Source organism: Marinobacter halodurans (assembly GCF_004327985.1).
In the GTDB taxonomy this organism is placed as follows: Bacteria; Pseudomonadota; Gammaproteobacteria; order Pseudomonadales; family Oleiphilaceae; genus Marinobacter_A; species Marinobacter_A halodurans.
This window is the reverse complement of sequence record NZ_SJDL01000007.1, coordinates 99,790-125,071: the sequence shown is the minus strand read 5'-3', so window position 1 is coordinate 125,071 and position 25,282 is coordinate 99,790. Positions and strand designations below refer to the sequence as shown.

Below are 25,282 nucleotides of genomic sequence, written 5' to 3'. Positions count from 1 at the left end.
TTACACCGTCAGCGGCGCCCCGGTAACGACCGCGGACGACGGCAGGTAGTCCGACAATCGCTCCAACGCATACTGCGCCGCTATCGAATTGCCGTTCCGATCGAGCGCCGGGGACCAGGCGCAGACGGAAAACCGCCCCGGCACCACGGCGACGATGCCACCACCCACGCCGCTCTTGGCGGGCAGACCGACGCGATAGGCAAACTCACCGGCGGCGTCGTACATACCCGACGTAAAAAGCAGGGAGTTCATCCTGCGGGCCAGGTCCGGTGCGATCAGTTGCTGTTGCAGGCAGTGGGCGTATCCGCCTGCCGCGAGGTAGTTCAGTGCCCGCGCCAGGTCCACGCAACTCATCTCGAGCGCACAGCACGCGAAGTAGGCCCGGAGGACATCGTCCACCTCGTTGGCGATGTTGCCGAATGACTTCATCAGGTAGGCGGTTGCGGCGTTCCTGGACCGGTGCTTCCACTCCGACGCCAGCACACGCTGGTCAATCAGGATGCCGGCATTGCCCGAAAGGCTCCGGGCCACATCCTGGATATGCTGTGCAGGCGTCGCATAGGCACTGACAAAGTGATCCGCAACGACCAGCGCCCCGGCATTGATGAACGGGTTACGGGGAATCCCCTTCTCCGCCTCCAGTTGCGTCAGGGAATTGAAGGGCATGCCGGATGGGTTCATCCCCACCCGCTCCCAGAGCCGGTTGCCGTACACCTGCAATGCCAGGGTCAGCAGGAAGATTTTCGAAATGCTCTGCACGGAAAAGGGCATGCGCGCATCGCCCGCCGCGAAAACCCGGCCATCATTGGTGCAGACCGCGATGCCGAAACGGTTGGCATCACGCTCGGCCAATGCGGGGATGTAATCCGCCACCTGTCCCTGACCGAGTCGGGTCCGCGCCGCGTGATTGATCTCGTCCAGCCACGCCTGCACGTTGTCTGATGCTCCCGTCATCACCACTCCTTACCGTCCGGCCCCAAGTCATCGACCTTACCCGCCACAGGCGAACGCCTGCCCCGCCAGCCGACTGGCAAGCGGGGCGCGCGTCCCTTATCGGTAGTCCAGCGCGGCGGCGTCACCGGGCGCATATCCGGATTCAGATCGACGGCCACGGCCGTTGTCGGCAGGCCAGGCCTTGGGATCCAGGTCCAGATCGGCAAACTGAGAGGCTTCGAAAACCGGCTCCGACTCGCCGGAGCGTGATTGACGGTCAAAGTCCCGCATGATCCGCAGCCCAGGCCGCATCAGCATGATCAGGGCGAACAGGTTGACCAGTGCCAGGAGCCCCATGGTGACGTCGGCGAAACCGAACACGGTATGCAGGTCCGTGGTGGCACCCCAGCCACACAGCACGATGACAGCCACCCGGAACACATTGAAAAGCTTACGGTTCTCCGGACTGAAGAAGTTCAGGCTGTTTTCCCCCAGGTAATAGTTGTAGAGGATGGTGCTGAAGCCAAACAGCAGCAGCGCGATACTGACGAAATCCCGGCCCCATTCGCCCACGTGGCTGGCCAGGGAGGCCTGGGTCAGCGCTATGCCGCCAATGTCGGCGCCATGGCCAGGGTCATAGGTCGTGCCCAGCAGGATGATCAATGCGGTGCATGTGCACAGGACCAGGGTGTCGATGAACACCGAGAAGGCCTGGACCCCACCCTGGTTTGCCGGGTGCGGGACATGGGCCACGGCGGCCACGTTCGGCGCACTCCCCAGGCCGGCCTCGTTGGAGAACAGGCCGCGCTTGACGCCCATCAGAATCGCGGCGCCGATGCCGCCACCCACCGCCGGCTGTAACCCGAACGCACTCTTGACGATCAGCAGCAGCATGGCCGGTACGTCGGCGATGTTCGTGGCCAGCACGACCACGGCAATCATCAGGTAACCCAGGGCCATCACCGGGACCAGTACCTCGGCAACCCTGGCGATGCGCTTGACCCCGCCGAAGATAATGAGGCCAACCAGGATTGCCATGCCGATACCGGTAAACAGCGCCGGTATGCCGAACGCATCCTCGAAGGAGACGGCAATGGAGTAGGACTGCAGGGCGGTGAAGCCAAAGCCGAACGTCACCAGCAGCAGGATGGAGTACAGGACGGCGAGCCAGGTCCAGCGCTTGCCCATGCCCTTGACGATGTAATAGGCCGGCCCACCACGGTACGAGCCATCCGGCTCCGCCTGTTTATAGGTCTGGGCCAGTGTGCATTCGAGAAAGCTGGTGGCCATGCCCATCAGGCCCACGAGCCACATCCAGAAGACCGCCCCGGGGCCACCCAGGGTAATGGCGACGGCGACACCGGCGATATTGCCTCCGCCCACACGACCGGCGACCGACAGCAGCAGTGCCTGGAAAGAACTGAGATGGCCGTCCTTTCCCCGACTGAAGGCCTGGCTCGACCCGAGGATGCGGAACATCCGTCCAAAGTAGCGAAACTGTACGAAGCGCGATTCAACCGTAAAGCCAATGCCCACGGCGATCAGCATGGCGATGAGCACCTTGCCCCAGAGAATATCGTTGAGCAATTCCAACATCAGGAGTCTCCACGTTTTGTTGTTGTCAGCGTGTGCTCCCCGCCAGCGAAACATCCGGGTCCGGGGCGTTAGCCCTACCGGTGACCGCTGCCAGAGAGTCCGGGGTGGGTAGCAAGCACGATGCCACCCAGCCAGATAGATCCCAACCTTTTGTATTTCAAAGAAAAGATGACATGGAAGGCCGCCAGAAGCGGGAAGGAAGTGTTATAACCTGCGGACAGCGCCAGCCACCACCCCTATATTTACCCTTTAAAATCAAAGCATTAAAAACAGCGCAAAGGTTATAGGCGTTAACCGGGTTATAGGGGTTCGCGCAGCCGGGTCAGGAACGCCGTTTCCGGAGCCGTTTGCTCAACGCGGGCTGTGAGATGCCAAGCAGTCGCGAAGCGATCGACTGGTTGCCCTCGGCCCGGGCCATCGCTTCATCGACCAGCAGGTCAGCCACACTGTCGAGCGTTGGCAGTGGCGCATCGGCTACGAAGACGGATTGAGGTTCGATGACGCCGGTTGCCGACTCATCGCTATTGAAGTGAATCGCCCGCTTGAACACCTCCATCGACAGCATCCGCGATTGGTGGACGCTCATGGCGTCATACACGATCGCCCGGAGCTCCCGGACATTCCCGGGAAAATCATAGTTCGACAGCAACACGGGCAGTTGGCGGGGCACGGTGGGTTTGACCTTGCCCAGGGCCTCGGCGGCTTCCTCCAGGAAATGCTCCAGCAGGAGCGGAATGTCCCGTTTACGCTGGCGCAGCGGTGGCACATGGACCGGGTGGGTGCGCAGACGATAGTAGAGATCCTTGCGAAACTCGCCGCTCGACTGTTTCTGCGCCAGATCCTGGTGCGTCGCGACCACGACCCGGGCACGCAGGCGCTTGGGACGATCACTCCCCAACGGATAATATTCCCCCTCCTGCAACAGCCGTAACAGCTTGACCTGCGATGCGACGCTCAGATCGCCTATTTCGTCCAGGAACAGGGTCCCTTCGGCCGCCTGTTCGATCATACCCGCCCGCGCATTTTCGGCCCCGGTAAAGGCACCCCGCTGGTGGCCAAACAGGGTATCGGCAAACATGTTGTCATCGAGCCCGGCGACATTGACGCTGACGAGCGGCCCCTTGCGCCGGCTCAACGTATGAACCGCCTGCGCGAAGAGTTCCTTGCCGGTGCCGCTCTCCCCACAGATCAGGACCGGTTCGCTGCTGGAGGCCACCGACTCCAGGTACTTGAACAACGCCCGCATGCCCTTGTCGTCGGTGACGATCGGTGCAAATACCTCGGGATGCTCCAGGGTATCCGAGAGCACCCGCTGTCGGAGCGCCTGGTTCTCCTCGCGCAACTCCTGCAACCGGATGGCCCGCCGGATGCCCTCGATCAGGCGATCCTGCTCGTCCGTCTTGACGAAATAGTCGAACGCTCCCTGCTTGATGCACCGGACCGCCGTCTCCACCTGGTTGAGTCCGCTGATGACAATGACGCCGACATCGGGATGGTCCTCGACGATCCGCATGAGCAGCTTCTCACCGCTCACATGGGGCATTGTCAGGTCAAGAGTCACCAGGCCGATGCGCTCCCGCTCGAGTATGCCCAGCACATCGCGGCTGTCCTGGCAGCGGAAGACGTTGTTGATGCCGCCTCCCCGTTCCAGCGCGATGCCAAGACTGCGCAGGAAGGACGGCTCGTCATCCACCAGCAGGATACCGAATGAGGGGTACAGGTTCTTCGTCATCAAATGCAGCTCCGGTGGCTGTTAGTCCAGTGGGGAAGTCTATCGCGGTGCCGGGGGAGCGACCGCGGCGCCAGCATGCCGGTCGGCGGCCGGCAGGGACACCCGGGCTGTCGTTCCGCCGCCCGGCGTCGAGTCAAAGGTCAGGGTCCCCTGATGCTCCAGCACGATACCGGCCGACACGGACAGGCCTAGCCCGGTGCCTCCCTGATCGCGCTTCGTCGTGAAGAAGGGATCGGTCACGCGTCCGACCACATCGGGGTCCATCCCGCACCCCTGATCCGCCACCTCCAGGCACACCCACACATGCCCCGCGTCATCCACCTGCCGAAACGTCCTTATGCGAATACCCTGCTGCGTGCTTTCAAGCGCCTGGCAGGCATTGAGGACCAGGTTGATCACGACCTGCTCGATGCGCTGGGTATTGCCGGTCACCGAAGGCAGGTCGGCTTCGTAGCGGGTATCAAAATGGTCCGTTGCCTTGCGGATCGAGTTCTCCACAAGCCGTATGGCGGTATGGACCACCGCGTTGAGATCCAGTGTTTCCCTGAGTTCGGCCGAGCCCTGGCGGGAGAAATCCTTGAGATCGCCGACAATCCGCTTGATGCGCTGACTGCCTTCGAGCATCTCGTCAAGCATCAATGGGATCTCGTCCCGCATCCGGGAGTAGTCGAGCCCACCCACCGTGAAGTCACCGTGCTCGTGGTAGTGGGCGTCAAGCACTTCGAGACAATCGGCATAGATATCTCGCAGGGCCGGCAGGTTCAGTAACAGCAGGCTACTGGGGTTGTTGATCTCATGGGCGACGCCCGAAACCAGGATGCCCAGGGAGGCCATCTTGTCGGCCTGGATGAGCTGCTGCTGTTGCTCACGCAGGGCCTGGGAACGACTTTCGACCTCGCGTCGGAGCGTCCGGTTCCAGATCACGATCGTGCCGAGGATGAGCAGCAACGCACCGGACACGGCGGCCCCAATGAGACCGACACGCTTCCAGGGGAACTGGCCGGCATCCTCCAGCGGCCCGAGCCACTTATCGTAGATCTCCTGGTACCGTCCGGTATTCTTGAGAATGGCCAGCCCTTCGGAAAACTGGGCCAGAAGATCGGAATTCCCCTTACGGACGGCGTAGCCGTACCACAGCGAAAACGGCCGGGCGACCGGCACGATGTTCGAAAGCCCCAGTTGACGGGTCAGGTAAAGGGCCGGCAGGTTCGCCACGAGCGCATAGTCCCCCTTGCCGGAAGCCAGCATGCGCAGCGCGTCGGCATGGGTGTCGACCGGAACGAGGTGCGCGCCGACATGATGTTCCTTGAGGTAGTCTTCCATGATGTCGCCCCGCTGGACGATCACCGTCTTCCCCCGCAGACCGTCGACATCCACCGCCGGATCGCCGCGTCGCGCAAAAATCGACTGATTCACGATCGCATGGGGTGGCGAGAAGTCGAACGTCTTGGCGCGCTCCTCGGAATAGGACATGCCCTGCAGCACATCGATGTCGCCGTTGGCCAGCTTCTTCCGCATCTCGGACCATTCACCCAGCTCAATCCGGACATCGATACCCATCACTTCGGCAATGGCGCGAGTCAGTTCCACGTTGTAACCGGCCGGCTCGCCGTTCTCGTCAATGAACTCATAGGGTGGATGATAGTGATCGCCGCCGACCACGATCGGCTGCTTGCTTCGCTCGAGCGGGCTGGCCCCGGCAGAGAGAGCCGGGGCGACCAACAACACCACCGCCAGCAGCCAGGACCACCTACCAGCAACGCGCCTCCCACAGAAGCCTCTCATCCGTTCACTCACCCTTTCGAAACAACAGCCAGTCTACGACAAATGGAGCGGGACACCCGGAAACGGGCTTAAACGTGGCGCCCCGACGCAACAGGCTGTGCAGGGTATCGCCTGACGACACCAACGGGAAGTCTTTACGTCAATGTGAGAGCGGCTGCGCTGTCCTGTCCGCTACACGATACCAACGGCAGCGTTGCGGGATCTCCGGGCAGACCAACCTGCCGGCCCCGAATACGGCCATCGAAGCGGCACGGGCCCGCAACATGGCGGGCACCTCAGCTTCCATGGTGGTATTGGAGCTCGGCACGATCTGGCCGATTCAACGGGTTTTTACCATGCTCATCCCCGATAACCGCGCTCAGGCATTCGTGTAGATGTCTTTGTACTCGTCACGAAGCTGTTTCTTCTGCACCTTGCCCATGGTGTTTCGCGGCAGGGCATCGACAAAGAACACAAGCTTGGGCAGTTTGTACTTGGCCAGGTGACCGGACAGGTTCCTGATCACATCCGCTTCCGACACGCTGGCATTGGGCTCCAGCACAACCACCGCCGTTACCCCTTCGCCGAAGTCCGGATGCGGCACTCCGATGACCGCCGATTCCACAACGCCGTCCATCTCGTCGATGACCTGTTCCACCTCTTTGGGATAGACGTTGAAACCGCCGGAGATCACCAGATCCTTGTCCCGGCCGACGATCTGCACGTAACCCCGGTCGTCGATCAGGGCCAGGTCGCCGGTGACGAAGTAGCCGTCATCAAGCAGCTCGGCCCGGGTTTTCTCGGGCATCCGCCAGTACCCTTTGAACACGTTGGGACCACTGACCTCCAGCATCCCGATTTCGCCTTGCGGCAACGGCTCGTGGGTGCCCGACTCCGGGTCGGTGATGCGAATCCTGACGCCGGGCAGCGGCATGCCCACCGTGCCCGCAATGCGGGGCCCGTCGTAGGGATTCGACGTATTCATGTTGGTCTCGGTCATGCCGTAACGCTCCAGGATGGCGTGACCGGTGCGCTGCTGGAACTTCTGGTGGGTTTCTGCCGTCAACGGAGCCGACCCCGATGTGAACAGCCGCATGTTGCGGGTCAGCTCAGGCGTCAGCCGGTCATCCTGCAGCAGCCGGGTGTAGAACGTCGGCACCCCCATCAGCGCCGTGCCGTCCGGCATGGCTTCGATGATCTGGTCGATGTCGAACTTCGGCATGAAATACAGGCGGCCCCCGGAGATCAGGATCACATTGCACGCCACGAACAGGCCGTGGGTGTGGAAGATCGGCAACGCGTGGATGAGCCGGTCTGCATCGGTGAAGCGCCAGGCCTCAGCCAGGCTCTCGCAATTGGACCCCAGATTCCGGTGAGTCAGCATCGCGCCCTTGGAACGCCCGGTGGTGCCGGAGGTATACAGGATGGCGGCCAGGTCATCCTCCCCGCGGGGTTCGATGCCCGAATAGGGCTCGGCCCGGGCAACCTCTTCCATCAGCGAGCCGTCCGCATCGGTTCCCAGCGTTTTCACACAGGGGCAGCCGGTTTTGTCCGCAATGGCCTGTGCGTCCGCCAGTGCCTCGGGACGACAGACAAACAGGGCCGGCTCGGCGTCCCCCAGGAAATAGCCCACCTCTTCGGCGGTGTATCCCGTGTTCAGCGGGAGATAGACGCCCCCAACCCGCAGGCAGGCGAGATACAGCAGGATCACTTCCGGGCTTTTGTCTACCTGGACAGCGACCCGGTCTCCGGGCTCGACGCCCAATGCTTTCAGCGCGCCGGCAATCCGTTCGCTCGTGGCCAAGGCCTCGGCGTAGGAATAGGTTTTCCCATCCGGCGTGGTAATGAAATTGGAGCCGCCCCGTGCCCGCATCTTGGCGTCAAAGGTAGCGAAGAGATTGTGGTTCATTTTTCCGGTTCTCCCTGAAACAGTTTCCGGCCATTTCGACTCAGCTCACGGACACTGGATGAGCAGACAATTTCGCCATTCGACGTAAACTTCTCGTTGTTGCGTTCGATGTTCTCGATCACGTACAGGTAGTTGACCATCAGACCCGCGGACTGGCTCATGCCGTGATCCGAAACGTCACCCAGCCAATTGATCCGGTGCAGCTCCGCGCCGTTGCCAAGGTGGAAACGGGCCACCGGGTTCAGCGGCAGACCGGCGCTGTTCTTTTCCTTCAGCAGGTAGCGCGCCGCCAGGGGCCGGATGACTTCATTCAGCTGATCGGCCCTGGCCTCATCGGAGGCCCAGTCGGGATCGTCGAGCTGAGCGAGTGCGGCTTGCGCTTCCGGTGTCAGTTGGGTCGGGTCCTGCCGGTACGTTTTTTCCAACCAGTCACGGAACATCGGCAACGGCGACAGGGTGACGAAGTTCTTCAGATTCGGCAGTTCCTGCTTCAACTCCTGGACCACCTGCTTGATCAGGAAGTTGCCGAACGAAATGCCCCGCAGTCCCACCTGACAGTTGCTGATGCCGAAGAAAGCGGCGGAATCCGCCAGTACCGGGTCCTCGATGTCGTACTGATCATTCGCCAGGATCGGCTGGATCCTGTCCGGCAGGCCCTTGGTCAGGGCCACCTCCACGAAGATCAGTGGCTCGTCGCCGATCGCCGGGTGGAAAAACCCGAAACAACGCCGGTCCCGGGCATCCAGGCGACGCCTCAGATCCTCCCAACCCTCGATCTTGTGCACAGCTTCATAGCGGATGATCTTTTCCAGGATGGCTGCTGGCGTGTTCCAGTCGATGCGTTTCAGCACCAGGAACCCCCGGTTGAACCAGGAGCCGAACAGATGCACGAAATCCGCATTGAGGGGTTTGAAGTCCGGGTGTTCCTTCATCAGCGTGAGGAAGTCCTGGCGCATCAGGACCAGCTCGTAGGTTGCCCCCTGGGCCAGGTTCAAGCGGCGCAGCAATTCCTGGCGCCGCGGCTCCGCAACCTCAAACAGCGTCGCCAGGTTCCGGTTCGACCGATCCTTCCGGTAAAACCGGTAGGCCCGGTCGATGGCGTCGGGGTCGGCCGCAAACTGTCTGGCCAGACACTCGAAGAAGGCCTTCTTCTCATCACCGGAGAGACCCCTGTAAATCTCCAGCGCCCGACTGGCCAACACAATGCTCGCCGCCTCGCCGTCGCTGTTCAGCAATTCCTCACAAGCCGCGACAAGGTCGTGATGATCACTGTGGTTTTTCTTCGCCCCGAGCCTTCGTTGGAGGGCATCACGCTGGGTGATGCTGGTAAAAAGCTCTTGCAGGAAGCTCATATTCATTGGACTGACCTTTGCAAAGTTCTCAGGAACCGGGCCCCATGATCAGGTTCGGCAGCCACAGAGCAATCTCAGGGAAGAAGCACAGCAGCACGATGCCCAGAATCATGCACAGGGCGTACGGCAAGCTGCCCAACAGGATGTCCCGCAGCGCGATAGCGGGCGCAATGCCCTTGATGATAAAGAGGTTCAGACCCACCGGCGGGGTAATCAGGCCGATCTCCAGGTTGATTGTCAGGATCACGGCGAACCAGTACGGGTCGAAGTTGGCAGCCAGGATGATCGGCAACAGGATCGGCGCCGCCATCACGATGACGGCCACCGGCGGCAGGAAGAAGCCGGCCACCAGCAGGAACAGGTTGATGATGCCCATCAACAGCCAGCGATTCACTTCCAGGTCGGCAATGGCCTGCGCCACCGTCTGCGTGATAAACAGTGACGACAGCGCAAATGCAAAGATTTCAGCTGTGGCGATGATCAGCATGATCATCACGCTCTCGCGCAGGGCATCGCGCATGATGGTGCCAATCGGCCCAGCCTGCCACATGCGATAAACCAGAACGGCCAGCAGCAGACAGAGGAAGGCCCCGACGCCGGCAGCTTCAGACGGCGTTGCAATCCCCCCATACAGCGCGAACAGAATGCCAAACACCACCAGCAGGAACGGCAGCACCCGGACCAGCGCTTTCAGGTTACCCTCCACGTTTTGCTTGATCTGCCCGGCCACTTCAGCCACCGGATTCGGTGTGTCGTAGCCGCCCGACAGCTTGCAGGCAATCAACGTCCAGACCATGAACAGCGCTGCCAACATCAGGCCCGGCATAGCGCCGGCAATGAACAGCCGGCCAATCGAGGTTTCGGTCGAGATACCGTAGACGATCATGGTGACCGAGGGAGGGATCAGGATACCCAGGGTGCCGCCCGCGGCAATACAGCCCGCTGCCACCCCATCGGGATAGCCACGCTTGCGCATTTCAGGAATGCCGAGCTTGCCGATCGCCGCACTGGTGGCTGGCGACGAGCCGGACAGGGCCGCAAAAATGGAACAGGCCGCGATGTTGGAAATCGCCAGACCGCCCGGCAGTCGGCCCATCCAGAGATCCAGTGATCGATACAGGTCCCGGCCTGTGGGCGATGACGCAACGGCCGCCCCCATCAATATGAACATCGGTATGGCGACAAAACCAAACGAGGCCAGGTTGCCAAAAAACGTTTCACCAAAATAAACCAGCTCGGTCATCCCCCGATCCATAACCAGCGCGCCCAGCGACACGGCGCCCAGGGCAAAGGCAATCGGGGTGCCGATCGCCATGAGGATCAGCAGGACGACAACGACAAGAATGCCACTTGTGACGGGATCCATGACTACAGCTCCCCCCGCAGAATTTCGGCGATGTACTGCAGGGAAAGCAGGCTGGCGCCGACGGTGACCGGCAGGATGGCGGGCCACAGCGGTGGGTTCCAAACGGTGCCGGTATTCCAGCCGCCGGTGTAGGCCTCGTACAGGTAGTACCAGCAGCCATAGGTCAGGGCCAGGCAGAACGCGAGTCCGACCAGCGAGGCCAGCAGCGTCATGATGCGCTTCGGTAATCCCTGCAGGGCATCGGGAAGAACGGTAACGGCAACGTGGCCGCCGCTTTTCAGCACATAGGGCGCGCCCAGCAGCATCGCCGCGGTGATGGCGAACGTCGTGAACTCGGTCTGCCAGACCGTACTCTCGCCCAGGATGTAGCGGACGAATACCATCTCAACAACGGACAGTACGCCTAGCGCAAGCAGCACGCCGGCCAGTAACGCAGCGGCTAAAGAGAGGGCGTCCATGCAGCGGATATACCCGCCGACGAGCCCCCGGCCTGAAGCACGGGAAAGACTAGAAGTTTGGGACATGGCTCAACCCCAGGAAATGATTGGGCCGGCCACACCCGCACGCGGCGGGCATGTGGCCGTTGTGGATATGACTCAGGCGTGCCTGCGTTACTCCACTGCCAGGGCGGCATCGATCAGAGCCTGACCATTGGGCACGTTTTCGGCGAAGGTCTTGTAGGAGCTCTTCTTGGCGATATCCAGCCACGCCTTGTAATCTTCCGGCGACATCTGGACAACCTTGACGCCGTTCTTCTTGAAGACATCCACCATCTTCTGGTCGAGCCCGGCCACTTCATTCGAGAAGTAGGCTTCGGCCTTTTCACCGGCGGCAGTCAGGGCGGCCTGCTGTTCCTCGTTGAGCTTGTTCCAGCTTTGCTCCGAGATCAGCACCGGCTCATACATGAACCAGAGCGCGTTCTCCCCCGGTGCGGTCAAGCACGTCACCTGCTCGTAGATCCGGTAGGACACGAAAGATCCGGAAGACGTGTTGGCGCCATCCAACACCCCGGTCTGCATCGCGGTGTAGATTTCAGAGGACGGCATGGACGATATGGACGCCCCGGCCGTTGCCAGCATCTCGTCGAAGGCGGGACCGGCAGCGCGCAGGGTCTGGCCTTTCACGGTGTCGGGCGAGGTGATGCACTCCTTGTTGGAGGCAAAGCCACCGGCAAGCCAGGCATCCGCCAGAACACGCGCACCGGCGTCGTTGATCACCTTTTTGATCATGTCCATGAACTTCGAGTCGTTCAGGCGCTGGGCGCGCTCGTGGTTGCGAACCAGCCCCGGCATCAGGGTCGCGGAAAACTCCGGGTGACGGCCGCTGGCGTAATCCAGGGGCAGAGAAATCATGTCAACCCGACCGCGTACCAGGGCTCCCCACTGTTCCTTGGCCTTGAAGAGCGACTGGCCCGGATAGATCTGCAGCTCCAGGCCAACATCCGCGGCCTTCACTTCGCGGGCCATCAACTGAACCATCTCGTCCCGCACGTCCCCTTTACCGCCGGGGAACTGGTGAGAAACGCGCAGGACGGTATCGGCAACCACGCCGGTACAGAGAATCGAGAGAGAAGCCGCCAAAGCCAGCTTCACGAAGGGCATCTTCATCATTTTTTCTCCAGTCTTGTTTTTGTAATATTCATCAGTCCGCTCTGATATATATATCATTAGTTTTGTTGTATACTGCTGTCAATGCAAACTGAATAAAGAATGATCAGAAAATGTCGACCACGGACCCACAACAATGAAACGCTCGAACGCACAGAAGCTGAAAGACATCCTGGAAAACGACATCATCAACGGGCGCCTGCTACCTGGCGCCAAGCTCGACCATGAAGCCCTGGCGAAGCAGTACGACGTCTCCCGCACACCGATTCGCGAGGCGATCCAGCAACTGGTGGTCAGTGGCCTGGTGACGGTGCAGCCCAAGAAGGGCTCGTTTGTCGCCAAGGTCGGCATTGATCAGCTCATCGAGATGTTTGAGGTCATGGCTGAGCTCGAAGGGATGTGCGGCCGCCTGGCCGCCCGGCGTATCCGGCCATCGGAGCTGGCGGCTCTGGAAGCGGCCCTGAAACGCTGCGAGGATCCGGCCGTCATGGCAGACCCGGATGAGTACTATTACGAGAACGAGGAATTCCACAACTGCATCTACTCCGCCAGCCACAACGACTATCTGGCGGCGGAGACCCGGCAACTGAAGCAGAGACTGAAACCCTATCGGCGCTTGCAGTTACAGGTTCGGAACCGGGTCAACAACTCGATTGACGAGCATCGGGAGATCTTCAAGGCCATTGAAGCGGGTGATGCAGCACTGGCTGAGAAAGCGCTGAAGGAACACGTCCTGATCCAGGGCGAACGATTCAGCGACTTCGTGTCCCAGGTCAAAGAGTTTAGCGAACTCGCCTGAGGCTCTGAATAGAGGGAGCCGCACCTGCAGCACCGGGTACGGGCTTAAACGTGGCGCCCTGACACAACAGGCTGTGCAGGGTATCGCCTGACGAAACCAACGGGAAATCTTTACGCCAACGAGAGAGCAGCCCTGCGATGTCTTTTGTCCGGTGTCACGGGACGAACGGCCACGCCCAAGAGTGCACGACATGGCGTGGTGTGACCCGACAGGAAAGACTACACTTAAAATGAGTGCATTCGCTATTGATGGGAAAGGCAATGCGAACTCACATTTGGCTCCTTCGATTACTGACCAGCCTGGTGGGCTTGGGGTTGTGCCTCCTTGCCGCCACCTCCCACGCTGAGTGTCGCCTGCGGGTCGGCTGGGATGACTGGCCGCCCTACATTGTTTACGAAAACGGCCAATTTCGAGGGCTCGAATACGATCGCCTGATCTCGACCGCCGATGCAGCCGGATGCAAGATCGTCATGCTCCACGTGCCCTGGGCACGGGCACTGAAGATGCTGGAGAACCAATCGCTGGACCTCCTTTACGGGGCCGGCTATTCCGAAGAGCGCGCCGCATTCGCCAAGTATTCCGTGCCCTATCGGCAGGAACAGTTCGTATTGATGACCCTGGATGACACGCCATCCACGACAAGGTCAGTGTCCCTGGAAAAATGGATCCAGTCCGCCCCCGACGACGGGGTCCGTCACCTGGGACTGTTCCGCGGCGACTTCTATGGCAAGAAAATGGAGCGCGTCCTCGAAAATAACCAGTCGGCGGTAAAACCGATCCAACTTGGCAGCAACGAACAGATGGTGGAGATGCTGGCCCGGGGACGGCTGGATGGGTTCATTATCGAGGACGGGGTTGCCCAGATGCTGATAAAGAACTCAGACTACCCCCTGAGGCGGCTGATCATCCAGGAACAGGTTACCGACCCGCTGCACTACCTCTTTTCCAGGGACGTTCCCGACGCCGTCGTGGAACGCTTCAATGCGGTGATACGACAGCACACGCCCTAACCATCCAATCAGCCGCCGTCGCCAGTCAGCCGCCATCAGGGCAGCGGCCGACAGGTCATGGTTTTGGGCGTTGACGGCCTCCGCCTCAGGTCTTGAAGCGCGAAACCAGTTGGGTCAGGCGAAGATTCAGTTCCGCCTGGTCCGAGCAGAGCGATTCGACGCTCCTGGAAACCTCAGTCACCTCGTTGGCCGAATCGTTGATGGTCACGATGTTGCGGTTGATCTCCTCGGTGACGGAGTGCTGCTCTTCCGCGGCGCTTGCGGTCTGGGTCGAGACATCGCGGATCCGCTCGACGGCATCCTCGATGCTATTGAACGCCTGCAATGCCTCGCCCGACAGGGCGACGGCGGTCGACGACTCCTCGGCACTCAGGGTCATCGCCGAAGACACGTCATTGGTCCGGCGAACCAGGTTGCCGAGTATCTGGTTGACCTCCTCCGTGGACGTCTGGGTGCGCCTGGCCAGGTTCCGGACCTCGTCGGCAACCACGGCAAAACCGCGCCCCTGCTCGCCGGCCCGCGCGGCCTCGATCGCGGCGTTGAGTGCCAGCAGGTTCGTCTGCTCGGCAATATCCTGGATGGCGGACAGGATGCTGTTGATGTTGCCGGTCTCTTTCTCCAGCTCCCCGATCATTTCGTTGGAAGAGCGGATCCGCTCGCCCAGCGTTTCCACACTGGCCGCGCTCCGTTTGATAACCTCCTTGCCGGAAAGCGTCGACGCCAGTCCCTGTTCCGATATCGAGGCCGTATCGACGCAATTGGTCGCCACCTCATTGGCAGCCGCGGCCATCTCGGTGACGGCCGTCACGATCTGTTCAATCGAGGACAGCTGAGTGGAGACACTCTCGGACAGTTCGACGGATTTGGAATTGGTCCGGGTTGAGACGCCCTCCATCTCCTGGGAAGTGGCCTTGATGTCTTCTATCATCTTGCGCGTCGACTCGATGTAATGGTTGAACCATTCAGCCAGCTCACCCACTTCATCCCGGGATTCGACGCTGATGCGCGTTGTCAGATCCCCCTCGCCCTGGGCGATCGTCTTCAGGTTATCCTTGACCTCGTTGATCGGTGTGACGATACGGCGGGCGATGTAGAGCCCGAGCAGACCGAAGAGGACCACCAGAATGCCGCTGATGATGGCCGTGTTGCGTCCCACTTCCCGGGCGCTGGCAAAGATCTCGCTGGACTGCTTCAGGCCAACAATCTTCCAACCCAGGGACGGCGACTGGTAGACGTTGGCCTCATAGTCCACACCATCGATGCTGACATCGATAACGCCGGAATCGGTTTGGGCAATGCGGGAGAAATAGTCCGCATCCATATCGGACAGGGCCTTGAAGTTGTTGTCGGGGTTACCGCCATCCACCAGGATCTTGCCGTCTCCCTGGATCATCATCAGATAGCCGGTTTTTCCCAGCTTGACCTTCTGGACCATGTCGGTCAGGGACTTGAGGGACACGTCCATGGCAACGACCCCTTCGAACTCGCCCTCCATGTTCTTGAAGCCCTTGATCACGGACACGTAGACCGCATCATCAGGCTCCCAGTAGTAGCCATCGCGGCGGACGAGCTTGTAGTTGCCGTCCTTGCCCATATCGAACCAGGGCCTCTTGCGGGGATCCCAGTCGCCGTAACCCGCGGTCCCGGGCCACTCGAGATACCCGCCATCCTTATCGCCCATGTAGACATAGCCAAGCATGGGGTTGTTGTCGCCAATGCCACTGAACAGATCGAAAATGGCCTTTTCCCGACCGCCATTCCGACGAGCCACCTCGGCGGGGCGCTGTTTTTCGCCGAAGTACTTGGATATCGAGCCCTGCTGCGCATTCCTGACCGCCGGGGAATCCGCCAGGAACGACACCTCGTATCCCATCACATCAAAGAAGTTGCTGAAGGAATCCTCGACGATGGAAATATTGGTGGTGCTGTTCTCGATGAAGTCCTGCTCGGCCCGTTCGAGGGCGTTATAGACAGTGAGCGAGGAAACAATCAGAACAGGGAGGAGGGTTGTGCCAAGAAGCGCCGTCAGCAGCTTCGACTTGATCTTCATAGCGTGGCCTCTCGCTAGATTGCTTTCAGTACGCCTGACATCCCTCGCAGGTTCCGCACCCTACCTGATCCGTGACGAATCTCCATGGACGCCGGCTCGAGGCGGCGCCGATTCCGCGTGAATCGGCGCCCCTTAAAGTTCGTAATACTACTTATCACCCCCCACAAGAGCATCAGCCGGAAGATCGCCGATCCCCAGCTATCACATACTTTTGCGTTTTTCTCATTGTAGGCGACAGCGGCCGGCTGACCAGACGCGTTAACAAATCAACTGCATATTCGCACCGAACAACCGGTTAGTTTACTTCGCACAACAGTACTGGTCCCTCCAGACATAACCGGCGGGCGTATACGGGCACTCCGTCACGCCATAGACACCGCCGACAGTCCAAACCTTCTTTTCATGACCCAGGCTCCCGGCGACCCGGTGAGCGAGCATTGTTTGTTGATCGGTCGTCCGATCCGACGACCCCATTTCGAGGAAGCGCGCTTTGATCTTCGACAAAATGACCCTGAAGACCCAATTCGTCGCCGTCGTCACCCTCCCCTGTCTGGTGTTACTGCTGGTCAGCTGGGCGGGGCTGCGGGGGCTGTCCGGCATGCAGGACCAGACCGAGCGTCTGACCGAGAATACCAGCGCTCCGCTGCGGGCCCTGGCGGAAGTCAATTCACGGATCCCGCGGATTCGCGTGGGGCTCGATATGATCCTGCTGCAGGCCGTACCGGCCCTGCAGGACCAGAAAGGCGTGATGACCCGCGTCAAGGAAACCCGCACCGAGGACATCCCGGAAATGGACGGTGCCCTGCAACAGGCCCTGGATGCCCAGGTCAATCCGGAGATCCGGGCCGAGGTACAGAGGCTGACCGACACCTTCACCGCCGTCAAACGCGATGAACTAACGCCGATGCTCAAAGCCATCGAGAGCAACGACATGGCTTCGGCCTACCGCATCTACCAGGACGACTACGCCGCCAGCTACGGCGAGATGCGCAAGATCGTGAACGACCTGCTGGACCGGCTGCTCGCCCAGGGCAACGCCAGCTATGAGGCCAGCAAGGTGAATTACCAGAACAGCCGTAACCAGATGATGATCCTGATCGCCATTGCCCTGGCGGCGTCCATCGCAATGGCCCTGCTGTTCCTGCGCCGCCTCAACCGCCGTGTGGACCGACTCCAGCGCCATATCAGCACCGCAGCCGATACGCTGGACCTGGGATCGTCGATCGAATTGAGCGGCCGCGACGAACTGAGCGATATTGCAGCCAACTTTAATCAGTTCGTCGGCCAGATCCGCTTGGCCATCGAGGCGGTTGCCGACAACTCACGCCAACTGGCGGCCACCGCCAATGCGGTCGCCAGCAAGGCGGAATCGACGCACCGCAACTGCATCCACGAGCAGGACCGTTCCACGCAGATTGCCACGGCGATCAACGAGATGGGCTCGACCGTCGAGAGCATTGCCGGTAATGCCTCCGAGGCTGCACAGGCTGCCAGGGAAGCGGATGAGACCTCCCATCAGGGTGCGAAACTGGTCGAACTGGCCAGCCAGGGCGTTGCAACGCTGTCGAGGGAGATCGACCAGGTCAGCCAGGACGTCAGTTCGCTGGCCACCCAGACCGATTCCATCGGCAGTATCCTGGACACCATTCGCGGGATCTCCGAGCAGACCAACCTGCTCGCCCTGAACGCCGCCATCGAGGCGGCACGTGCCGGTGAGCAGGGGCGGGGCTTCGCCGTTGTCGCGGATGAAGTGCGCAACCTGGCCAGCCGGTCAGCGAGCTCAACCAATGAAATCCAGAAGATGATCGACCAGCTCCAGGAGCAATCGGCACGGACCGTCTCTGCCATCAAGCGCGGCCAGGAACAGAGTCAATCCGTGGTCAGCCAGACCGATGAAGCCAACCGGGCGCTGCAGCAGATCACGTCCCACATCGGTCAGATCAGCGACATGAACGTCCAGGTGGCAACCGCTACCGAGGAACAATCCGCTGTGGTCGGCGAGATCAACCAGAACATCCACGACATCAACCAGTTGACCGTGGAAACAGCGCAGATCGCCGATCAGCTCACCGAGTCCAGCGGCGAACTGCAGCAACTCTCGCAGACGCTGGATAGACTGGTGACGAAGTTCAAGCTGCAATAAGAGGCCGTCCGCCAGGGCATCCGGATGGCTGTTCCTGGCGGTGGCGCACCTGATGGCCGACCGAACCTGGAACGCGCGGTTATGGCACTATCCTGCTGGGGGATCGCTCGTCCACAGAACCGGAACGGGCACAGGGCTTGACCTCAACCTAACTTGAGGTCCTATAACATCCCATCAAATCCACTCAAGCGCAGGGAGACCGCCATGACAGAGAGCGGGACAAAAGGGAGAGTACTGGTTCTGGGACGTGCGGACGTCGTCATGCAAACGGTGCTGGACGAATTGAAAGCCGCCCACGTAGATGCCGAAGGCACGACGTCACCGGAAGCCGCGCCGGACAATTACGACGCCCGGGATTTCGATTTCATTGCCCTGGGACGCGGCCTGCTGGGCCAGGCCGGTGAGGCGCTGAAGGCCCGTTTTCGGGAGCGTCATCCGGCTGTGCAATTCGTCGACACCTACGCCCCATTTGCCGCCCACCAGATCATCGAGGTCATGAACACACGGCCCGGGCCGGTCGTTGACCTGGACGCCTACAGCCGTCGAATCGGATACAGCGGCCCACTGCACCCGGACCTCGACACCCTGAGACACCTGCACGAACGGCATCCCGACGCCATTCCATTCGAGGCGATCGACGTGCTTCTGGACCGCGGCATCAGCATCCAGCCGGACGCGGTGGACAACAAGCTGATCCATGCCGGGCGGGGCGGCTACTGCTTCGAGCACAACAACCTGTTCAAGCGGGTGCTGGAGACCGTTGGTTTTCATGTCGAGGGGCTGTCCGCCCGTGTACGCTGGAATGCGGCGCCCGGCATGCTGCCCACCCCCCATACCCACATGGCCCTGCGGGTCTTTGTGGACCACGAACCCTGGCTCGTCGACGTGGGCTTTGGCGGCAACGTCCTGACAGCACCACTGCGCATGGACACCACCGAACCCCAGCCCACCCAGCACGAGACGTTCAGGCTGGTCCCGTTTGGTCCGGGTCTGTTGTTGCAGGTCTGGATGGACGATCAATGGCGGCCGGTGTACGAACTGTCCGGCGAGCCCCGCGTCCATAGCGATTACGAGATGGCGAACTGGTACACCTCTACCCATCCCGGCTCACACTTCCGGAAAAACCTGATGGTGGCCCGCACGACCCCGGAGGCCCGCTACACCCTGCTCAATGGCCGGTTTTCGGCGCACCTTGCCAACGGCGACAGCCGGCGCGAGACCCTGGATGCCCGGGGTATCGAGACCACACTGCGGGAAACCTTCAGGCTGCCGGTGTCGCCGGATTGGCATGCCGTGATCGAGCGGGCCGCGGCGTTGACGGAGGACGCCCGGTAGCGCTCCCTACTTGCCGGCGTAGCGTGGCTGGACAATGCCCTGTTGCTGCATCCACCGATAGATGGTGGGCCGGGACACCCGATTTTCCCGGGCCACCTCCGGACACCGGTTCCTTCGCTGAAAAACCCAGCCCATTCTGGTTTCTACGAATTGACCGACCACCCGCCTAATGCACCATTTCCCTTGCGTTTCAGCGTGTTGTGGAAATGTAAAGAAGCAGAAACCGACCTATCCGGCTGGGGATCGGTTCAATATCATGCCGCGCTCCCATTACTGTCATTTCATCATTGGAGCGAGGACATGAAAGGAAGAGTCGGGCTGATACTGGGCCTGTTGCTGATGACCGGCTGCGCCACCGCCACCGAGGAACTTCGGGTCTACACCGAACAATACCCGCCTTACAACATGACCAACAACGGCATGCCGTTTGCCCACTCGGCGGAGGACATCACCGGCCTGTGCACGGATGTGCTCAAAGCCCTGCTCTCCAAGACCGACCTCAAGCACAGCATCAAGCTGCGGGATCTCAGCTACGGCCTGAACCGGACGGAAGAGCATCCCAACCACGCGATCTACTGCGTCTCCAAGACCGATGAGCGCGCGCCGTTCTTTAATTGGGTCGGTCCGCTGTCGTCCATCAAGTGGACCCTGTTCGCCAAGCCGGGATCGTCCATCGAGCTGGATGACCTGGACGACGCCCGCAAGTACCGCATCGGCGGCTACAAGGGCGATGTCATGACCAGCTACCTGAAGGACAAGGGCTTCGACGTGCTGGCCATCAGCAACAACGGCCTGAACGCCCGCCGGCTGGTGGAAGACCAGATCGACCTGTGGGTCGCCGATGGCCTGGCCGGCCCCTACCTGGCGGCGGATGCGGCGGATGTCGCCAATCTCAAACGCGTATTGGTCTTCAAAGAGACGCCCATGTACCTGGCAGTCAACAAGGACTCCGATCCGGACATTCTGAACGCCCTCAATGAGGCCTACCGGAAGCTGGTTGAGTCCGGCGAGAAGGACGCCATCTCCCGGGCATACGGGCTCTAGCCCCGAACTGACAATACGGCGGAGACAGAGCACGTCGCACGCCGATGCCGAAAAAACGAAAGCCGCACCTTCCATCATGCGGCTTTCGGTAACGTTCATAATCCCACCCTGACGACTCACTCCACCGAGGCGATTTCCCCAGGGGAACATGCCAGCAGGACATCCCTGAAAGAGCGGTAATTGCCCGGAAAAACCTGTCCCGGTATGGTTTTGCTGTTTGGAACAACTAACCAACTGTCAGATGATAATTTCCCGGACCACTCCAGCTAATTTTCTTAAAGCTGCCACTCAACAGTCCCGTTTCCCTTAGATATTCAAAAACTTCTGCAGGACACCACTCTTTACCACCAGAAAAACTCACATCCAGAATTCGCAACTTATCGAACAGTTCTGCTTTTTCCTGGTTTCCTGACACTGAAAAAGTGTATTCCGATAAGTCCGAATCGTATACGAAACCCAAATTAGACAGCTCGCTTTGAAACGAGCTGTCTATTAACTTAACACGAACAACCTTGCCGTCTGCTTTGGTTACGAATGCTTTGACCAATTCTTCGCTCATTTGACTAACACCTCCAACAAGGTTGTCACACCATTGGCATCTACAGTCGGAATAGAATCGATCACCATTTCTGGCGCTCCACCTGGCAAATGATTACCAGGCCCCAAGAAATATTGGTTTCCTTCCATCGGGCTTCTGGTCATACGATCAACGACATTATCGACCTGCCTAATCTTAAACCCTTCTTGTAACGCTCCTCTTTCGAGGCCAAATGCTTCTTCCAACTGAAGAACCTTAGTCTTATCAAGAGTCAACTGTGATTGCCCAGAAAAATCTCCGATTATGTCAGTAATCCCTTGTCTGTCAGAAATGAATGTTCCATTTCTACCAATAGTCGGATAGCTGTCCCACGCCGTTGGACTGATATTAAGTCCAACATTTTCCTCAAGCATTCGAGCCTGCCGTTGCCGGGCCAATAACACTTGAGCGCTTGGATTCACTTTGTTTGGAACATTCTTGGCAGGCTTCAGGTCCAGCCCATCCACCCGGTTGGGGGCCGTGGCCTCAAGGTAATCCTGTTTGTTCAGGTCAACGGTGCGCCATAGGCGCCTCAAGCGCTGTTTGCGCACGGCGTTGGCATAGGCTTTAACAACCTTGCCCAGGTGGATCAGCAGCCCCGTATGGCGGATCCGGCTGCCCGCAGCCCCAGCCACCCCAACACCTCCGGTGGCTACGGCCAGCAGGCCCGCCAATATCAGGTCGAAGGCGACAGACCCGGCAAAATAACTGACTTCGGTGTGGTGCTGTGTTTCCGCGTAGTCGGCGGCAAAGTCGGTCAGGCTTTCCCGGAGTTGAGGGTCCGCCATCACCAGGCTGGCGAGGTCATAGGCCTCGGCCACATCTTCTCGGCTGATGTCCGAGGGGCTGAAGCCCAGGGCCTCGACCCAGCGCTGGTGGCGGGCTTCGTTGTAATGGGCCAGAAAGGACGCGTACCAGGATGTGTCCGGGCTGCCATCACTGGCGGCCCAGGCCGACTTCAAGCCGTCCAAAAGGGTCTGGGTGGGGGAAGACAAGTCACCCATGCCGTCGACAAACCGGAATAGGCTGATACCGGCGTCCGCGACCCCCTGGAATACAGCGCCACTGCTAACGGCAGCGCGCTGATACCAGGGAAGCTGCCGGTACTCATGGGCCAGGTCCTCAGCCTCTTTTTGTTCACGCTTCAGTATTTCGCCCAGCACATGCTGAATGCCACGGCGTTGGTGATCGACGTCGCCGTCCGAGACGTCGGAACTCAGGCGGACGGAGGCGAACCGACCATGGAGTCCCGCAACCTGAGCCTCGCCGTTGTGATCCAGGGTCCCTTTTACGTTTTCATCGTCCGTACCAATGGTGAAAGGCAACCCTGCCACACCAGTGCCATCAGGCCAGCGATAGGCCAGCTTGACGTGGTAAGGCCCGGCTCCCAGCACGAGGATGTCGGGCACCGGGGCCTCGGGCGAGTGGGTGGTGGGTTCGTTGGCCGGTGCCAGGGAGTCGGAGATCGCTGCACCGCCCCGCGATCGGCCAGGCCATTGCTGCTGGAGGCGCTGCCGAAATGCGGGAGGCAAGTCATTGCGCAGGGTGTCCGGGCTGGCTTCAGATTCGCTGAACAGCGCAAAGCCCGGCCGCCCATAACGGCTGGAGAGCACCAGGCGCCCATCCCGCAAGTCATCCAGCAGCTTTTGTCTCTGGGTATCGGTCAGGTTGCCGCTTTGCGAAAAGTCCGCATCCGGCGGCAGGTCGATATGGTGGCCCTGGTAACCCCGGGTGAAATAATCCCGGGCCATGTCCACAGCGGTTGAGGGATGCAACAGGGTTGGCAGTATGGCTTCGGTAAAGCCATGGCCTCCCGTCACATAGATCTGGTAGGACATCGCGACTCCTTCCTTGTCCAGTATTGTCCTTGGGTCCTATTACAACCATGGGGATGCTATTACGTTAATAGGAAACACGGCAAGCAACTAGCGCTCGGCTTGGCCAATTCGCTGATCTACTGGGCGCCTGAAGGCGGATTTGCCATTCCCCTTTTAAGGCGCGAGCAGGGGCAGGTACATTACGGGCATGTCCTACATCGCAAACCGGCCGCCAAGTCCCGCACCCGTTCGTGAAGCGCTTGCCTGGCCGCAGCCGGGGATTCTGCCCGTTCCACGCAGTCCACCAATGCCGAGCCCACAATCACCGCATCGCTGAACCGGCCAATCGCCGCGGCGTCTTCGGCGGTGCGGATGCCAAAGCCCACGCCGACCGGAAGATCCGTGTGCTCGCGAATGGCTGCCAGCGTCGTCGCCACGCTGTCCTGGGTGGGCGGGGCGGCCCCCGTGACGCCAGCCACCGAAACGTAGTAGACGAAGCCTGAGGCATCACGCAGCACCTGCTTCAGCCGCTCGCCTTTCGTGGTTGGCGTCACCAGCCGGATGATGTGAATGCCCGCATCCCGGGCCGCATCGAAAAAGGCCTGGTCGTGATCGGGCGGCAGGTCGACGATGATGAGGCCATCCACCCCGGCTTCCGCCGCATCGCGCAGAAACCGGTCGGCGCCGTAGCGATAGATGGGGTTGTAATAGCCCATGAGCACCAGCGGGGTGTCACGGTCGTGCTCGCGAAACCGCTGCACCATCGCCAGCGTCTTTTTCTGGGTCTGGCCGCCGTTGAGGGCCCGTAGCGATGATTTCTGGATCGCCGGACCGTCCGCCATGGGATCGGTAAACGGCATACCCAGTTCGATGATGTCCGCACCGGCTTCCGGCAACCCCCGAAGGATGTCCAGGGACGTGTCCGGGTCGGGATCGCCCGCGGTGATGTAGGTCACCAGTGCCGGCCGTTTGTCGGCTTTCGTGGCCGCAAGGCGCGTATCGAGTCGGGAAGTGCTGTTCATGCTGAAGTCCTCGCTGGCGATTATCGGGATGGGCCGCCGAGATACTCGGCGACGCTGGCCATGTCCTTGTCACCACGACCGCTCAGGTTCACCACCATCAGGTGCTCCCTCGGAAGCGCAGGTGCCCGCCGGGCCACCTCCGCCAACGCATGGGCCGTTTCCAGGGCAGGAATGATCCCTTCCTGCCGGCAACACAGCTGGAACGCCTCCATGGCTTCCCGGTCGGTGATCGAAACGTACTCCACGCGCCCCTGTTCGTGTAACCAGGCGTGCTCGGGGCCAATGCCCGGATAATCCAGACCCGCCGAGATGGAGTGGGCGTCGGTGATCTGGCCGTCCTCGTCCTGCAACAGGTAGGTGCGATTGCCGTGCAACACACCCGGCGTCCCACCGCTCAGGCTGGCTGCGTGCTTGCCGCTCTCAACCCCATGCCCGCCGGCTTCAACGCCAATCATCTGCACCCCGTCATCCGCCAGGAACGGATGGAACAGGCCCATCGCGTTGGAGCCGCCACCGATACACGCCACCAGCGAGTCCGGCAGGCGCCCCTCCTGGTCCAGCATTTGTTCCCGGGTCTCCCGACCAATCACCGACTGGAAATCCCGCACCATGGCCGGGTACGGATGCGGTCCCGCCACGGTGCCGATGACGTAGAAGGTGTCGTCGATGTTGGTCACCCAGTCACGCAGGGCCTCGTTCATGGCGTCCTTGAGGGTACCGGTGCCGCTGCTGACCGGGATGATCTCGGCACCCAGCAGTTGCATGCGGAACACATTGGGCTGCTGGCGTTCCATGTCGGTCTCGCCCATGTAGACGATGCAGGACATGCCCAGCCGTGCTGCGACCGCCGCCGTGGCGACGCCATGCATCCCGGCCCCGGTCTCGGCGATAATGCGGGTCTTGCCCATGCGCTGCGCCAACAGGACCTGGCCAATGCAGTTGTTGATCTTGTGCGCGCCGGTGTGATTGAGCTCTTCACGCTTGAAATAGATCGTCGCGCCGCCGAAATAGTCCGTCAGCCGGTCCGCCCGGTACAGCGGACTGGGGCGGCCTACGTAATCGCGCTGGAAATACGCCAGCCGGCTCTGGAATTCGCGGTCATCCCGTGCCTCTTTGTAACAGGTTTGAAGCGCTTCGATCAGTGGTATCAACGTCTCAGCCACAAAGCGACCACCGAACCGGCCGAAGAAGCCATTGGCATCGGGCTGCATGGAATATACGCTCAT

At 60.6% G+C, this 25,282-nt stretch carries 19 protein-coding genes and 1 pseudogene; 5 read left to right on the top strand and 15 right to left on the bottom strand.

The window, feature by feature from the left end:
* The 10 genes and pseudogenes from glsB to EZI54_RS06420 all read right to left on the bottom strand — a co-directional run bounded on the left by glsB (nt 1) and on the right by EZI54_RS06420 (nt 12,262).
* On the bottom strand, nt 1-933 hold the full coding sequence (gene glsB / locus EZI54_RS06460; RefSeq protein ID WP_423226990.1) for a glutaminase B: 933 nt from the start codon (nt 931-933) through the stop codon (nt 1-3).
* Between the two features lie 117 nt (nt 934-1,050).
* Entirely contained in the window at nt 1,051-2,529 is a 1,479-nt protein-coding gene (locus EZI54_RS06455; protein WP_131480197.1) for an alanine/glycine:cation symporter family protein, read from the bottom strand.
* A 322-nt stretch (nt 2,530-2,851) separates the two neighbouring features.
* Nucleotides 2,852-4,261 carry a sigma-54-dependent transcriptional regulator gene (locus EZI54_RS06450; RefSeq protein ID WP_131480195.1) on the bottom strand — a complete coding sequence of 470 codons (1,410 nt, stop codon included), beginning with the start codon at nt 4,259-4,261 and terminating at the stop codon, nt 2,852-2,854.
* Between the two features lie 39 nt (nt 4,262-4,300).
* Entirely contained in the window at nt 4,301-6,046 is a 1,746-nt protein-coding gene (locus tag EZI54_RS06445) for a transporter substrate-binding domain-containing protein (protein ID WP_131480193.1), read from the bottom strand.
* Nucleotides 6,047-6,290: 244 nt separating this feature from the next.
* A pseudogene (locus EZI54_RS25040) lies at nt 6,291-6,365 on the bottom strand (Asp/Glu racemase); the annotation flags it as partial.
* A 39-nt stretch (nt 6,366-6,404) separates the two neighbouring features.
* The gene (locus tag EZI54_RS06440; protein ID WP_131480192.1) at nt 6,405-7,934 is read right to left on the bottom strand and encodes a malonate--CoA ligase; all 1,530 of its coding nucleotides are present in this window, start codon (nt 7,932-7,934) and stop codon (nt 6,405-6,407) included.
* A complete protein-coding gene (locus EZI54_RS06435; protein WP_131480190.1) occupies nt 7,931-9,292 on the bottom strand; it encodes a malonyl-CoA decarboxylase in 1,362 nt (453 codons plus the stop codon). The genes EZI54_RS06440 and EZI54_RS06435 overlap by 4 nt, the downstream gene beginning before the upstream one ends.
* 22 nt (nt 9,293-9,314) lie before the next feature.
* Nucleotides 9,315-10,652 (bottom strand): TRAP transporter large permease, encoded by a 1,338-nt coding sequence (locus EZI54_RS06430; protein WP_131480188.1) that lies wholly within the window; start codon nt 10,650-10,652, stop codon nt 9,315-9,317.
* 2 nt (nt 10,653-10,654) lie between these two features.
* Nucleotides 10,655-11,176: a TRAP transporter small permease subunit gene (locus EZI54_RS06425; protein ID WP_242674363.1), complete on the bottom strand. Its 522-nt coding sequence runs from the start codon at nt 11,174-11,176 to the stop codon at nt 10,655-10,657.
* A gap of 87 nt (nt 11,177-11,263) precedes the next feature.
* Nucleotides 11,264-12,262 (bottom strand): TRAP transporter substrate-binding protein, encoded by a 999-nt coding sequence (locus EZI54_RS06420; protein ID WP_242674362.1) that lies wholly within the window; start codon nt 12,260-12,262, stop codon nt 11,264-11,266.
* Between the two features lie 133 nt (nt 12,263-12,395).
* Here EZI54_RS06420 and EZI54_RS06415 point away from each other — a divergent pair, with 133 nt between their 5' ends.
* On the top strand, nt 12,396-13,058 hold the full coding sequence (locus tag EZI54_RS06415; protein WP_131480186.1) for a GntR family transcriptional regulator: 663 nt from the start codon (nt 12,396-12,398) through the stop codon (nt 13,056-13,058).
* 260 nt (nt 13,059-13,318) lie between these two features.
* On the top strand, nt 13,319-14,068 hold the full coding sequence (locus tag EZI54_RS06410) for a substrate-binding periplasmic protein (protein WP_165495695.1): 750 nt from the start codon (nt 13,319-13,321) through the stop codon (nt 14,066-14,068).
* Nucleotides 14,069-14,153: 85 nt separating this feature from the next.
* On the opposite strand, the gene EZI54_RS06405 is transcribed toward EZI54_RS06410, so the two are convergent.
* On the bottom strand, nt 14,154-16,118 hold the full coding sequence (locus EZI54_RS06405) for a methyl-accepting chemotaxis protein (protein ID WP_131480183.1): 1,965 nt from the start codon (nt 16,116-16,118) through the stop codon (nt 14,154-14,156).
* Nucleotides 16,119-16,608: 490 nt separating this feature from the next.
* Between EZI54_RS06405 and EZI54_RS06400 the strand changes: the two genes are divergently transcribed.
* From EZI54_RS06400 to EZI54_RS06390, 3 genes are all read left to right on the top strand, one after another.
* Nucleotides 16,609-18,261, top strand: coding sequence for a methyl-accepting chemotaxis protein (locus EZI54_RS06400; RefSeq protein ID WP_242674361.1), 1,653 nt, complete (start codon nt 16,609-16,611; stop codon nt 18,259-18,261).
* Nucleotides 18,262-18,522: 261 nt separating this feature from the next.
* A complete protein-coding gene (locus EZI54_RS06395; RefSeq protein ID WP_207389163.1) occupies nt 18,523-19,596 on the top strand; it encodes an arylamine N-acetyltransferase family protein in 1,074 nt (357 codons plus the stop codon).
* Nucleotides 19,597-19,896: 300 nt separating this feature from the next.
* Nucleotides 19,897-20,640, top strand: a complete 744-nt coding sequence (locus EZI54_RS06390; RefSeq protein ID WP_131480179.1) for a substrate-binding periplasmic protein — start codon at nt 19,897-19,899, stop codon at nt 20,638-20,640.
* A gap of 226 nt (nt 20,641-20,866) precedes the next feature.
* Here the strand turns inward: EZI54_RS06390 and EZI54_RS06385 are convergent, their stop codons facing one another.
* From EZI54_RS06385 to trpB, 4 genes are all read right to left on the bottom strand, one after another.
* Nucleotides 20,867-21,199, bottom strand: coding sequence for a hypothetical protein (locus EZI54_RS06385; protein WP_131480177.1), 333 nt, complete (start codon nt 21,197-21,199; stop codon nt 20,867-20,869).
* A complete protein-coding gene (locus EZI54_RS24815; protein WP_207389162.1) occupies nt 21,196-23,055 on the bottom strand; it encodes a hypothetical protein in 1,860 nt (619 codons plus the stop codon). The genes EZI54_RS06385 and EZI54_RS24815 overlap by 4 nt, the downstream gene beginning before the upstream one ends.
* Nucleotides 23,056-23,234: 179 nt before the next feature.
* Complete coding sequence (gene trpA / locus EZI54_RS06375) at nt 23,235-24,056, bottom strand: tryptophan synthase subunit alpha (RefSeq protein ID WP_131480175.1); 822 nt, start codon at nt 24,054-24,056, stop codon at nt 23,235-23,237.
* Between the two features lie 20 nt (nt 24,057-24,076).
* Nucleotides 24,077-25,282: a tryptophan synthase subunit beta gene (gene trpB / locus EZI54_RS06370; protein WP_131480173.1), complete on the bottom strand. Its 1,206-nt coding sequence runs from the start codon at nt 25,280-25,282 to the stop codon at nt 24,077-24,079.